Below are 14,312 nucleotides of genomic sequence, written 5' to 3' on the forward strand. Positions count from 1 at the left end.
GGCGATTCCCTCCTCCTTTTCCTTATGTATTTTGATTGAAAGGGTATACATTTTGACACAAAAGACAAAAGACACAATACAATTGCAAATATAAACAGATTCACATTTTCCCTACACCTCTGTATAGGTACTAATAAACGGTATAAAGCCATCTTTGCTAAATGGATTTATACCGTTTACAATATATAAAATACCTATTTTATGATGAAATGATTAAGATCTACTTTCTTTTTACTATAATATGAGTTGTTACACGACGTTGTCCATAGTGGTTAAAGACTCCATTATCAGTAGGATAATTGACAACATCTGTTTTTGCCGCTCCTTTCCCCTTCACATACATAGTAGTAGATCCACCACCATCCATATTAAGTGCATATTGAGGATTGAAATGCTTTTTGAGGAATAAGGTTACTTCTTTTGCGCTCATACCTTCCGCCTTACCAGCCCAGCGCCCATCAATAGTGACTAACAACAAATCTTTATCCTCTGTCACAGCAACCACCGTACGAGGATGACGTACTCCTTGATGTCTGCGATAATCTTCATAGTCAAAAGACTCCAATTGTTCCATAGTATAATTACCAACAAAAGTTTCACCTAACGGATTGTAATCGTCAATCAGTGTGGGGGCACTAGCTAACAAATACTTTGCAGAATGTTGTTATATGTATCAATTGCAGCCTTTCCATTTCTGCCGCCATATATAATTCCAATATCAGATTTTCCATCCGAATAAAGCGCACCATCATGTTTCCAGTATCGTAAATGTCCCTCCGGTAGTGTCACTTCAGAGATATTAGTTCCATTGATACGAATATAAATAGCTTCCTGTTCATACCCACCATTAATACCACCAATAGCCCCACGTACTTGTGCTGTAGTTGAAAGAGAATCTCCATTATTATATGTAAATTCAACTTTGTACTTATTGGAAAGTAAATCAATTTCCAGCACATTTACAATCTGTTGAGCCTTACTCACATCGTCATACCGTTCATAGTTATAATAAATAAAACCATCATCGATAGAATCAATTTTCCATTCATCTTGGACATTCTTCTGTAGAGTCGGAACTTTTACAACGGAAGGGTTGTCCGGTTCGTCCGGTTCATTTGGTGTTACCGGCTCTGTAACATCCGGTGTTTTGGGGTCATCATTGATCCCATCACTTCCACAAGCGACAACTAGACAAAAAAATACGGATAAAAAAGCAATTGTTAACTTCGTAAACTTCATAATATAATTTTTTAAATAAACATATAGATTCCCTATTCGTATCATTACTTATCATTAAAAGATTTCAATAATGGAGTTACGCCTGAAAGATCCCATATATCTGTAGACCAACCTATTTTCTTAGCAGCATCTACACTATTTTCCGTAGTAATACCATGGCAAATTGCAGTTTTATTGTTACCCCAATCATAAGTTCCGGCAGTATTAGCATCGGCCCCCGTCATACCTTTGTTGGGTCCCCATGCGATAATCATATCTTTTTTCGCATAACAATCCGTAGCCTTCGTATAGGTATTTGACTGCCATCCAATAACACGTCCTGATACAGGTTCACCATCAATCTGTTCATTCCAAGCGATACAACCTTTTATTGTAGGATTATTGCCATTAAGTCCTCCGGCAATACCACCTGCATTTCCTGTACTATAAAGAGTTCCTGTCGCAAAACAGTTTTCAACAACTACAGCATTCCTTGGTTCAGCAACAATACCACCGGCACGAGAAGACCCGATTACTTTTACATCTGCATAACAATTCCGTACAGTACCTTTAGCAAAAATGCCACCAATACCACCCACTTGCTGTATGCCACTTACAGTACCAGACACATATACATTTTCAATCAAACACTCCAAAGCATTTGTTCCCAAATAACCGGCAACAATACCCGTACAAGAAGAACCATATCCAATAACTTCCGCATTTTCAAAGCGCACATTACGACATGAACCATTCATTACCCCAAAGAAACTGGCGTACCGAGAACTGATCTCACAATGTAAATTTCTAATCGTATGTCCCTTACCATCAAAATGAATCTTTATATCAAAACGGTCAACAGGCTCACCCGTATTCAGCGGTTTCCAGTCAATGCCAGTCATATCAACATCATTCGTCATTTCGAAATAATAAGTTTTATCAAGTTCTACAACAGACATCATGTTCCTCATATGATTCCTATTGCTAATCAAATAAGGATTATCAACCGTTCCATCACCACCGTCAAATAAAGAAGAAGCTGCAACATAGATCACAGTAGACACTGTACCTTCGCCTTCATGATCATACTGTCCATTTCCAACCGGATGATTCACTACGCCTTTACCTGATGTCCATAGCGTGGAAGAACTTCCGTCAGCTAAACAAACCGCATTCTTCATCCCCAATGTTTTGGCAATAAAAGCTGCCTCCTCAAGTGTTGCACCATCAGCATTTCCCGTTATAGCACCATCAATAGTAAGCAGCATCATTTTTCCCTGAGCAGTTATCCCAATCACAGACCGAGCCATACGTTGTGTATAAATAGCATCTTGAGGAAACGAACACACTTTCCCTTCCATAAGTAACATTGGACCTGATGCTAAAGCTGATTCATATTCATCTTCCACATCCGTATAATCTGAAAACGTACAAGACTTCACATCTACAGAACCTTCCGCATCAATAGCAATCACTCCGTTCACTTTACTGGCAGATTCGATCGTAGACGCAACCTTCACCACCTTATCCACCATAGTAAATGTAGACGGATTTCCGGAAATAGAATAACTGCCATTGATAGCAAACAATGCTTTTTTATCTTTAGCAATCATACTAGTTTTGGCAGGAGTATCACATACAGCAACTCTGGTAGAAAACATAGTCGTCGGATATACCACATAAGAAACGCTTTGGGTAGTCCCCCACATGCTCGCTTGTGCCGTACAAACAGCTGCCCCGTTACCTAAATCCGTTTTTTCCCAAGATGCTCTCATAAGAGCCAATGAATCCACATCCCATTTAATTTCTTGGTTGAAATCTTTTTTCAACATTTCGCTATAATCTGAATTATCTCCAGAGTCACTACAACTATAGACTAACGCCAATAGAAAAGACATATATAAATATTTCATTTTCATTATTTTCTCCATTTAAAATTAAAAAATAAGTCCATCATTCCAACCCGGGTTCTGCGTTAATGCTCCATTGGTTAAAACACGATCCTTTGTTGGTATCGGGTACAAGTAATCCTTGTCCTCATTCCATACTCTTTTGATACTTTGATGAATAATCAAATTACCACTTGTCTCATGATCCAAGCTAAGTTCACCACCTATCTCAAACTGATCTACACAAGAAGAGTTTCCTTTATCAGTACTCAAATACAGATAAACATCATTCGTTCCATCACCGTCCAAATCATATTCACCCGGACCGGGAAAATAAATACCAAGAAATGGTTTTTCAAATATTTTACCTTCCTTCCAACGCATGATATCATAATATCTAAAGCCTTCCATTACCAGTTCTATAGCGCGTTCACGTCTAATTTCAAGGATAATCCCCTGATTATCGTCACTTTCCACGTGCGGATACCACTCCTTCAAATAAGGGTCCGGATTAGCATTTGCTGTTGCCATTAATAAATTCGGCATATTTACACGAGCCCTTAGCTTATTAATTGTTTTATTCAAATCATCCTGAGTCAATGTCCCCAATTCTGCTTTTGCTTCCGCACAATTCAAATAAACTTCGGCTGTACGAAACAATGGCAAATCAGATTCAGAAGACATATCATATTTAACTCCACAATCGTACTTCTTCAGATGATACCCTAATTTTGCCAACTTAAAGTTTGGCAGATATTTTTTCCCGTCATCACGTACATATCCTGCTGCACGAATCGTTTGTGTCAGACGCGGATCACGGTTTTTCATCTCTTCCACAAATCCAATAGTCTCATAATTACTCTTATCTGTAAAACGAGAACCATCTTTCATCAGATAAGAATTAACAAAACGCTTTGTCACACCTGAATTTGCCTCACCAGGAGAATTGCAAAATGCCTGTACAATATTAGTCAATCCCAAAGCTGCATTGTAATCTTTCGCCAGGATTATTTCCGTGGGTTCAGCATTCAAAGAGCCAAATAAATTGAAATAAGGGGTAGAACCTGCCGTATAAACTGTATAACCACTCTCATTGATAAAGATATCCGATGCGGATGCACATTCACGAAGATACTTTTCCCAATCATTCAAACCATGATACTTTCGAAATGTACCTTCAAACAAACAAATTCTGGATTTTAAAGCCAAAGCAGTCCAACGAGTCACCCGGTATACATCTTTTTGTTTTCTCAAATTATCAATCGCGAAATCAATGTCCTCCAATACTTTCCCCATTACAAACTCACGAGAATCTCTAGGTTTACTCAAAGCTTCCGTATCAGCACTTCCAATCACATAATCATACCATGGCACATCTCCAAAACGCCTCACCTTTACAAAATAAAAATAAGCTCTAAAAAAACGTGCCAAACCTTCATAATGATTCCGTACTTCCTCATTCTGGCAACGATAAATGTTCTCCAGGCAGAAATTAATATCACGAAGGGCTCCCCAACCCCAACCATCGAAATTAGAATCTGTTTCAGGTATAGTGCGTTGCCCGCTAATCGCTTTTTCCAAGATAGGCTGAATAATTACATCACCGTAATCTTTAAACACTCCTGTACCCGAAATACAAGCGACATAGAAATTGTTTGAATACAATTCTAACTCGTTTTCTGTTGTAAAGAATGTTTCCGGTGTAATTTTATCTTCCGGAAATTTATCCAAAATACTTTCACAAGAAATCATTGCCATCAGAGGCAAGAGCATCCATATTTTATATTTTATACTACTCATATTATCCTAGTTTTTATTTTCCATTAAAAAGTCACATCAATTCCAAATGAATAGGTCTTACTCATTGGATAAGAAGTCACGTTCGTATGACCACTTTTCCAGCTCGTAGAAGCCCCAGCATGTTCCGGATCAATATAATTACTATGTAAAGGGCTGAATGTAAAAAGATTCTCTCCACTAAAATAAACCCTGACACGTTCCATATGCAAAGCCTTTAGCCAAGTACGTGGCAAAGAGTAACCGACTGTTACATTTTTAAGACGGCAATAAGCCACATTTTGCAAATAGCGAGTATTAGGTTTAGACAACTCACGTGGATTAACATCCAATGCCACATAGCCTCTCGGACGTGGGAAATAAGCATCCGGATTATCTTCTGACCAAACATCTGTCAAGAAATCCTTCGGAATAAAAGTACAATAAGGACGGGCATAGGGACCCCAGAACAGACTAGTTTCACCATTGGGATACCAATGTTGGCGACCGACGCCTTGCAACAAAGCAGAAAAATCAATTCCATTCCAATCTGCAGCTAATCTGACAGAATATGTATATCTTGGTAAAGAATTTCCAATCACTTTCTGATCCTTCACATTGTTTGCCGATAAAGTAGGAGAAATAATATTATCGCCATCCAAGTCCACATATTTCACATCCCCCGCATGGAGACCTTGAGATTTTACAGAAATATTCAATATATTATTTACGTAACTCTGATTTACCGGATAGTTTTCAGCTTCTTCATCAGTTTTGAAGAGACCATCAACAACATATCCCCAAATCTCTCCCAGTTGTTGTCCTTCATATGGAGTGCCCAATGTTTTGTTATCATTGTTATACTTTGTCACTTTAGTCGTATTATCAGCCAAGCCTAGTACGACAGAATAATGGAACGCTTTTCCCTTTAGATTAAAAGAATCATTCCAACTAATCGATGCTTCCCAACCTTTCGTACGTAAGTTAGCAGCATTTGTTTTTGGAGAAGAAGCACCATATACATTCGGAAGATCCTTGGAAGCCATCAACATATCTTTCGTATCACGTACATATATATCAGCCGTCATATTCAAACGATTATTCAATAGTCCGAGATCCAAACCGATATTTTTTGTAACAACCGTTTCCCAAGTGAAATCAGAAGCATTCGGAGCAGAGATACTAGCACCTGACGCTTTATTTTTATCACCAAAAGCATAAGAAATTGTACCACCAGAAGATATAGTCTGCAAATAGTCATAATATCCGACTTGTTGGTTTCCTAATGCTCCCAAAGAAAAGCGTAATTTCAAATTACTAATTTGTTTACGTAATGGTGCAAAGAACTTTTCTTCATTAATTCTCCACCCGGCAGAAACTGAAGGAAAAAAGCCATAGCGATGTCCCCGGGCAAACCGTGAACTACCATCATAGCGTCCGCTAAATTCAAATAAATATCTATTTTTATAGTCATAATTCAAACGATAAAAAAGACCGAAAAGAGCATATCTATTTTTACCACCCGCAATACTCATTTCATCACCATTAGCTAAATTAAAATCAGTTAAATCTTCGGACAATAAATCATTACGTTGTATTTTGATGTCTTTAAAAAATTTAGTTTCATAATTGACACCGGCAGTTGCACTTACATGGTGCACATCGGCAAATGTATTTGTATAATTTCCATAAATATTGTATGAATGAAACCAATCATGATTAGAACGTTCATAAAGAGTATTAAGGCCATAACCATCTGTTTTCCAAAGAACTTCTCCGGGTACACGTGAATATGGATAATTAGCACTACGATTCATTGCCGTATATTCATGTTGAGCAAACGAATAATTAGCCGTCACCGTTACATTCTTAACAGGTGTCATTACCGCCTCAAAGGTGGTATTAAAAAAGTAATTAGTATCCTCATTCTTGTGTTTACCGTATTCAAGAATTGCACTAAGATCATTAGCAGGGCGATATCCTCCTGTAATAACTGTTGCATTCCCCATATATGTACCATCCGGATTGATTGGAACAATAGAAGCTAAGGCATGCTTACTTATCGCATCAAAAAGATTGTTAATAGCACCTGGCCCCGGAAATGGATAAGAATCCTTTTTGTATGACGTATTATTACTTATCTTCAACCATGGAGCAATCTCAATACTTACCTTGGAACGGAAATTGTATTTAGTGAAACTATCCATATTTTTCCGAATAACTCCTTTCTGATCATAATAAGCACCGGAAAGGAAATAGTGCACTTTCTTATTGCCACCACTGACACTAATATTGTGTTCCCATGTAGGACGAGACTCATCCATGAAGTAGTTATACCAATCAAAGTTACCATAATATTTATATTCACCATCTTTGATAACCACCCACGGTCGTTCCGGATTTTCCGTTTTATCATTACGCCGGATCCACATTTCATAATAATCTTCATCATTATAATTCGTATAGTTAGAACCTTGATAGGTAGAATAAAACATATCATTGATAGCCGCCGAATAATAACCGCGAGTCTCAAAATCTCTGGAAACTGTAGGTGAGCCAAAGCTATAACGTCCGTTATAAGAAACACGTGTTTTACCATCATTACCAGATTTTGTTGTAACCAAAATTACTCCATAAGCTGCACGAGCCCCATATACAGCAGCCGAAGAAGCATCTTTCAATACACTAATAGACTCCACATCATTGGGATTCACTGCATCGATAGTACCTTCTACACCATCAACTAATATCAAAGGCGTGGCACTACTACTGATAGAATTGATACCACGAATATTTATGCTACCACCCTGTCCCGGACGACCGTTAGAAACAGTAACATTCATATTAGGAACAGCTCCTTGAAGTAGTTTAGACAAATTATCGGCCGAACGTCCGATTACTTGTTTATCGTCAACCACAGCAACAGCACCCGTCAAATTGATTTTTTTCTGTGTACCATATCCCACAACAACTACTTCTTCCAAAACCTTGGTATCCTCTTCCAATGTAATAATCAAAGTTTTACCATCCTCAACTTTTACCTGTTGGTCTTTATAACCAATATATGAGATATTCAACACATTAAGCTTTCCTTCTTCTCCGTTTAAAGAAAAATTTCCGTTTACATCACTCACCGTTCCTCTATTGCTTCCTTTCAGAGCAATTGTAACACCAATCAACGGTTCACCGTTCGTATCAACGACCTTACCTGTAATCTTCTTCAAATTTCCATCAGGCGCAAATCTTTTACTAGACAAAATTATGCTTTTATCAAGCACTGAATAAACAACGTCACTTCCCTTAAAAACCTCATCTAGAATTTTAAAAATATTCTGTTTATTGACATTAATAGAGACACGTTTATGTACATTAACCTGCTGACTGTTAAAGAAGAATACAAAGTCAGTCCGCGATTCTATTATTTTCAAGACGGTTTCAATCGTTTGATTATTGACTTTCAAGTCAAGGATCGCATTTTGCGCATAAGTATTTGTCACACGAATGCATCCTATCGAAACACATAGCATAATAATTAATAATCTCATAGGCAATGGAATTCCTTTTAAAGTTGCTTTCAGTAGCCTTTTAATCCCAAGAATTTGGATACTACAATGTTTTTGCATAAATTTGTTGTGATTTAAATTAAAAATAAAGTTAACTACACTTGTCGGCAAACAAGTAAGGCTAAATGATTTTATATGGAAGAATAGTGCTATATTTTTCCCATATTTTTTGTTTAAGGAGGGAGTGTTTTCATAGTTCTTTTTTGTTTAATAAATTTCTATTATTGTTTTCTCTTTCACAACACCGTTGTCCAATGCCGATTCAAGATATCTGTATCTCACCCCTGAAGCTATTTTGAAGTGTTCCAAGATCTTATCCAGACGTTGATTAATAAAAGTACCTGTAAAGCAATATTTCTTTAATAATGGATTAACAATACGGAACTCTACGTCAAAACGCTTGCTCAAAGTTCTTAAAGCATCTTCAAGAGGAGTATCTCGATAAATGATCCTTCCACTTTTCCAAGCAATATCAGATTCAACAAAAGTAGTTGTACACAAAAGTTTCTCATCCAATAAATTATAAATCACCTTCTGTCCGGGTTGCATACTATAAGTAACCTCCCTGCCTTTCTGCTGACAATGGAATTTTACTCTACCTGTCACCAAAGTAGCAGCTACAAACTTATCATCCGGATAAGCATCCACGTTAAATTCAGTACCTAAAACCTCTAATTCAATCCCCTTTCCTACATCGACTAAGAATTTCCGTCCATTATCCTTTTGTACTGAAAAATAAGCTTCTCCGAGCAATTCAACCTTTCGATATTCTCCTTCAAAAGACACTGGATATTTTAGATAAGAAGCAGAATTCAGCCATACCCAAGTACCATCCGGTAACTCCACTTTTGTCATCATCCCCGGATTAGACCGAATTTCGACATAACGATCATAATTTTTATCTTGATTAAATACAAAATAGAAGAAAGATAAGAATAAAGGAATAAATAACACAGCTGCTGCTCTTATCCCCCATTCCCACCAGTTTATTTTCTTCCTTTTTGACAATCTCTTATCCAGCTTCACCAATGCCTGTTTAGGATCTATCTGCTTCACGGTATCTATTATATCTGTTACGTGGTGTATGTAACAAATCTGTTTAGCTATTTTTCTGTTCTCTTCAGAGAGGGAAATCCAATTTTCTACCTCTTCTTTTTCTTTCTCTCCTAGTGTACCGGAAAAATAAAGGAGTAAAAGAGCCTCATCTATATTTTCATGTAATTCCATCATCTTTTATGTTCATTTTATTAAGAAGACGGAATACTTCAATTAGCCCCTAAACAAAAATGCAACTTTTTTAATTAAAAGCTGCATTTTTATTTTAAGACTCAAAAACGAATCGGCTATCCTTAGAGAAAATAAGGGAATATGATTGTAATCAACGGTAAATAGTCTTTTAGTTCTACACGTAAAAGTCTCAATGCTTGCTGGATACGATACTCCACTAATTTTATGGAAACGTTTAATTCTTTCGCAATCTCTTTATATGTTTTATCTTGATAACGGCTCATCTCAAAAGTTATACGATAGGAGTCCGGCAATCGCATCACGGCCTTTTCTATTTTCGCCATCAATTCCTCCACTACATAAAAATCAGGATCTTCAAAACTTGTCTGCATTTCTTTAGCAAACATATGCTCATAACAACGTCTTTTTGTCTGATTCTTACTTATTAAATCCAAGCATCTGTTTCTGACCGCCATAAACAAATAACTTCGCAAAGAAGTTTCTATGATCTGGAATTCTCTGTTTTCCCATAGCCATGTCATGATATCCAAAACAACTTCTTCAGCATCTTCTATAGGAATATAGTACTTCCCGAAGGCACATAGTATGGAATAATACTTCAAAAATAAAGTATCAAAAGCCTTTCTATCTCCTTTTCTAAAAAGAGAATAAAGCTCAATATCTTCATCTATCATACGATTTGTCTCCTTATTCACTTTACAAATTTATATATTTAAAAATCCCTAAACAAACAATTGCATCTTTTTTAATAGACAATAAAAAAAGTCAGCACAAAATGAAGCAATAAAGAAACAACTTTGTTACATATACCCACATATATCCTGATTATATCACTATCCCTTTCTAAAGTATTTTCACTTTTATGCAAAAAAACTTTGGTTTTATGCATCTTTTTTCCAAAATAATGCATACTTTTGCGCCATTCTTAGAATAATTATACAATGAAGAAGAAAGCAAATCGGTTAGACGCCATCAAAATGATTATCTCAAGCAAGGAGGTCGGTTCGCAGGAAGAACTGTTGCAAGAGCTGAACCGCGAAGGCTTCGAACTGACACAGGCCACCCTCTCCCGCGACTTGAAACAATTGAAAGTAGCCAAGGCTGCCAGTATGAACGGAAAGTACGTATATGTACTGCCGAACAACATTATGTATAAACGTTCTACCGACCAGAGTGCCGGTGAAATGTTACGTAACAACGGATTTATCTCTTTACAGTTTTCCGGTAACATTGCCGTTATCCGCACCCGTCCCGGTTATGCCAGCAGCATGGCGTATGACATCGACAACAATGAATTCAGTGAAATTCTGGGAACCATTGCCGGTGACGATACGATCATGTTGGTGTTGCGTGAAGGAGTTGCCATCAGCAAAATACGTCAGCTTCTGTCACTCATCATTCCCAATATCGAATAATTATACCTATTATATAATAAAGAAATGGACACTCAACAAATAGATGTTATGGTAGCCGACGCCTCACATGAGGTTTACGTTGACACTATTTTGGAAACTATCAGAAATGCTGCCGCCGTACGAGGAACAGGAATTGCGGAACGCACACACGAATACGTAGCGACAAAGATGAAAGAAGGTAAGGCGATTATTGCTCTTTGTGGCGATACTTTTGCCGGATTCACCTACATCGAATCATGGGGAAACAAGCAGTATGTGGCTACTTCCGGTCTGATCGTTCATCCCGATTTCCGTGGATTAGGACTGGCAAAACGTATTAAACAAGCTTCTTTCCAACTGGCACGTCTCCGATGGCCGAAAGCAAAAATATTCAGTCTGACCTCCGGAGCAGCCGTCATGAAGATGAACACCGAACTGGGTTATGTGCCTGTCACCTTCAACGAACTGACAGACGACGAAGCTTTCTGGAAAGGATGCGAAGGATGTATCAACCATGATATTCTGGTAGCGAAAAACCGCAAGTTCTGCATCTGCACAGCCATGCTGTACGATCCGACAGAGCCGCGGAACATCAAAAAAGAACAAGAAAGAAATAACATTTAAAAGATACAGCACTATGGAAGAAAAGAAGAAAAAAGTAGTGGTGGCATTCAGCGGCGGACTGGACACATCGTTCACCGTCATGTACCTCGCCAAAGAAAAAGGTTACGAAGTATATGCAGCTTGTGCCAATACGGGTGGTTTCAGTGAAGAACAACTGAAAACAAACGAAGAAAACGCTTATAAACTGGGAGCAGTGAAATACGTGACGCTGGACGTTACCCAGGAATACTACGAAAAGAGCCTGAAATACATGGTTTTCGGAAATGTGCTGCGTAACGGTACTTATCCTATTTCTGTTAGTTCCGAACGTATTTTCCAGGCATTGGCCATCGCACGTTATGCCAACGAAATCGGTGCGGATGCCATCGCACACGGTTCTACCGGAGCAGGCAATGACCAGATCCGTTTCGACATGACTTTCCTCGTACTGGCTCCCAATGTAGAAATCATCACATTGACCCGTGACATGGCATTGAGCCGTCAGGAAGAAATTGATTATCTGAACAAACATGGTTTCAGCGCGGACTTCACCAAACTGAAATATTCTTATAATGTAGGTTTGTGGGGTACTTCTATCTGTGGTGGCGAAATCCTCGACTCCGCGCAAGGACTCCCGGAAACAGCCTACCTCAAACATGTTGAAAAAGAAGGCAGCGAACAGCTCCGCCTGACTTTCGAAAAAGGGGAACTGAAAGCTGTCAACGACGAGAAGTTTGACGACCCGATCAAAGCCATCCAGAAAGTGGAAGAGATTGGTGCAGCATACGGTATCGGCCGTGATATGCACGTGGGTGATACAATTATCGGTATCAAAGGCCGTGTAGGATTCGAAGCAGCCGCCCCGATGTTAATTATCGGCGCCCATCGCTTCCTTGAGAAATATACATTGAGCAAATGGCAACAATACTGGAAAGACCAGGTAGCCAACTGGTACGGTATGTTCCTCCACGAAAGCCAATACCTCGAACCGGTGATGCGTGACATCGAAGCGATGTTGCAGGAAAGCCAGCGTAACGTAAACGGTACGGCTATCCTCGAGCTTCGCCCTCTCTCCTTCTCTACCGTAGGTGTAGAATCGGAAGACGATCTGGTGAAGACTAAATTCGGAGAATACGGTGAAATGCAGAAAGGCTGGACAGCCGAAGACGCCAAAGGCTTTATCAAAGTCACTTCTACTCCGCTACGTGTTTACTATAATAACCACAAAGACGAAGAGATATGATTAAAGCAGGAATCATTGGTGGCGCAGGATATACAGCAGGCGAATTAATCCGTCTGCTGCTCAACCATCCGGAAACTGAAATCGTATTTATCAACAGCAGCAGTAATGCCGGAAACAGAATTACCGACGTACACGAAGGCTTGTATGGAGAAACAGATCTAAGATTCACCGACCAGTTACCTCTGGACGAAATCGACGTTCTCTTTTTCTGCACCGCCCACGGCGATACAAAGAAATTCATGGAAAGTCACAACATACCGGAAGACCTGAAGATTATCGACCTCTCGATGGACTACCGCATTATGAGCGACGACCACGACTTTATCTACGGCCTGCCGGAACTGAACCGCCGTGCCACTTGTACGGCAAAGCACGTAGCCAATCCCGGCTGTTTTGCAACCTGCATCCAGCTCGGTTTGCTTCCGCTTGCCAAGAATCTGATGCTGACGGATGATGTAATGGTAAATGCCATTACAGGAAGTACGGGAGCCGGAGTGAAACCGGGTGCTACCAGTCATTTCAGTTGGAGAAACAACAATATGAGTGTGTACAAAGCATTCGAGCACCAGCATGTTCCGGAAATCAAGCAATCACTGAAACAGCTGCAAAACAGTTTCGATGCGGAGATCGACTTCATTCCATACCGTGGAGATTTCGCCCGTGGTATCTTTGCAACGATGGTAGTCAAAACCAAAGTAGCACTAGAAGAAATCGTTCGTATGTACGAGGAATATTATGCAAAAGACTCCTTTGTACACATCGTAGACAAGAATATTGACTTGAAACAAGTCGTTAATACTAATAAGTGCCTGATACATCTGGAGAAACACGGTGACAAACTATTGATTATCTCTTGTATCGACAATTTGCTGAAAGGCGCCAGCGGACAAGCGGTTCATAACATGAACCTGATGTTCAATCTGGAAGAAACCGTAGGACTACGTTTGAAGCCTTCAGCGTTTTAATGAAGAATGAAGAACGAAGAATGAAGAATTGCCACAATAGAACAAATTCATTATTGAATACAAAAAGCTATTCATTTGCACTTCGAATTGTACAAATGACTAAATATCTTCGAGAAATGAAACAAGAGTTCATCCTCAGCAAACAAATTCTTCGTTCCGGCACTTCTATTGGAGCTTCAATTCGAGAATCCGAATTTGCCCAAAGCAATGCTGACTTCATTAATAAACTAAGTATATCATTAAAGGAAGCTAATGAAACCGACTATTGGTTGAATCTTTTAAAAGATTCAGATTATATCGATTCTAATGCTTTTAATAGTATGGAGATTGATTGTGGAGAACTCATAGCTCTGCTTGTTTCTTCAATCAAAACTGCCAAAAATAATCAAATGAACCATGAAGTAACCTAATTC

The 14,312-nt window shown here is 38.8% G+C and carries 12 protein-coding genes; 5 read left to right on the forward strand and 7 right to left on the reverse strand.

What is annotated here, in order from left to right; genetic code table 11:
- Positions 1-220: 220 nt before the first annotated feature.
- The 7 genes from DXA05_RS27340 to DXA05_RS09375 form a co-directional block, all read right to left on the reverse strand.
- Positions 221-646, reverse strand: coding sequence for a phosphodiester glycosidase family protein (locus DXA05_RS27340; protein WP_284515491.1), 426 nt, complete (start codon positions 644-646; stop codon positions 221-223).
- Positions 640-1,239, reverse strand: a complete 600-nt coding sequence (locus DXA05_RS27345) for a hypothetical protein (protein ID WP_284515492.1) — start codon at positions 1,237-1,239, stop codon at positions 640-642. The genes DXA05_RS27340 and DXA05_RS27345 overlap by 7 nt, the downstream gene beginning before the upstream one ends.
- Before the next feature lie 44 nt (positions 1,240-1,283).
- Complete coding sequence (locus DXA05_RS09355) at positions 1,284-3,131, reverse strand: phosphodiester glycosidase family protein (protein WP_225450262.1); 1,848 nt, start codon at positions 3,129-3,131, stop codon at positions 1,284-1,286.
- A 24-nt stretch (positions 3,132-3,155) separates the two neighbouring features.
- A complete protein-coding gene (locus DXA05_RS09360) occupies positions 3,156-4,907 on the reverse strand; it encodes a RagB/SusD family nutrient uptake outer membrane protein (protein ID WP_004299862.1) in 1,752 nt (583 codons plus the stop codon).
- A gap of 23 nt (positions 4,908-4,930) precedes the next feature.
- Positions 4,931-8,506, reverse strand: coding sequence for a TonB-dependent receptor (locus DXA05_RS09365; protein ID WP_128859100.1), 3,576 nt, complete (start codon positions 8,504-8,506; stop codon positions 4,931-4,933).
- Positions 8,507-8,653: 147 nt separating this feature from the next.
- Positions 8,654-9,676 carry a FecR domain-containing protein gene (locus tag DXA05_RS09370; RefSeq protein ID WP_004299860.1) on the reverse strand — a complete coding sequence of 341 codons (1,023 nt, stop codon included), beginning with the start codon at positions 9,674-9,676 and terminating at the stop codon, positions 8,654-8,656.
- Between the two features lie 119 nt (positions 9,677-9,795).
- Positions 9,796-10,368 carry an RNA polymerase sigma-70 factor gene (locus tag DXA05_RS09375; RefSeq protein WP_004299858.1) on the reverse strand — a complete coding sequence of 191 codons (573 nt, stop codon included), beginning with the start codon at positions 10,366-10,368 and terminating at the stop codon, positions 9,796-9,798.
- A gap of 267 nt (positions 10,369-10,635) precedes the next feature.
- On the opposite strand from DXA05_RS09375, the gene DXA05_RS09380 reads away from it, so the two are divergent.
- From DXA05_RS09380 to DXA05_RS09400, 5 genes are read left to right on the forward strand one after another with little or no spacing between them, the layout of a single operon-like run.
- On the forward strand, positions 10,636-11,109 hold the full coding sequence (locus tag DXA05_RS09380; protein ID WP_004310466.1) for an arginine repressor: 474 nt from the start codon (positions 10,636-10,638) through the stop codon (positions 11,107-11,109).
- 24 nt (positions 11,110-11,133) lie between these two features.
- On the forward strand, positions 11,134-11,712 hold the full coding sequence (locus DXA05_RS09385; protein WP_004299851.1) for a GNAT family N-acetyltransferase: 579 nt from the start codon (positions 11,134-11,136) through the stop codon (positions 11,710-11,712).
- A gap of 13 nt (positions 11,713-11,725) precedes the next feature.
- Positions 11,726-12,934 (forward strand): argininosuccinate synthase domain-containing protein, encoded by a 1,209-nt coding sequence (locus DXA05_RS09390; RefSeq protein ID WP_004310468.1) that lies wholly within the window; start codon positions 11,726-11,728, stop codon positions 12,932-12,934.
- The gene (gene argC, locus DXA05_RS09395) at positions 12,931-13,899 is read left to right on the forward strand and encodes an N-acetyl-gamma-glutamyl-phosphate reductase (protein WP_004313800.1); all 969 of its coding nucleotides are present in this window, start codon (positions 12,931-12,933) and stop codon (positions 13,897-13,899) included. The genes DXA05_RS09390 and argC overlap by 4 nt, the downstream gene beginning before the upstream one ends.
- Positions 13,899-14,309 carry a four helix bundle protein gene (locus DXA05_RS09400; protein ID WP_004310471.1) on the forward strand — a complete coding sequence of 137 codons (411 nt, stop codon included), beginning with the start codon at positions 13,899-13,901 and terminating at the stop codon, positions 14,307-14,309. Before argC ends, DXA05_RS09400 begins: the two co-directional genes overlap by 1 nt.
- Positions 14,310-14,312: the final 3 nt, after the last annotated feature.

The sequence above is a fragment of the Bacteroides sp. AM54-2NS genome (assembly GCF_003602935.1).
GTDB classification, from domain to species: domain Bacteria; phylum Bacteroidota; class Bacteroidia; order Bacteroidales; family Bacteroidaceae; genus Bacteroides; species Bacteroides xylanisolvens.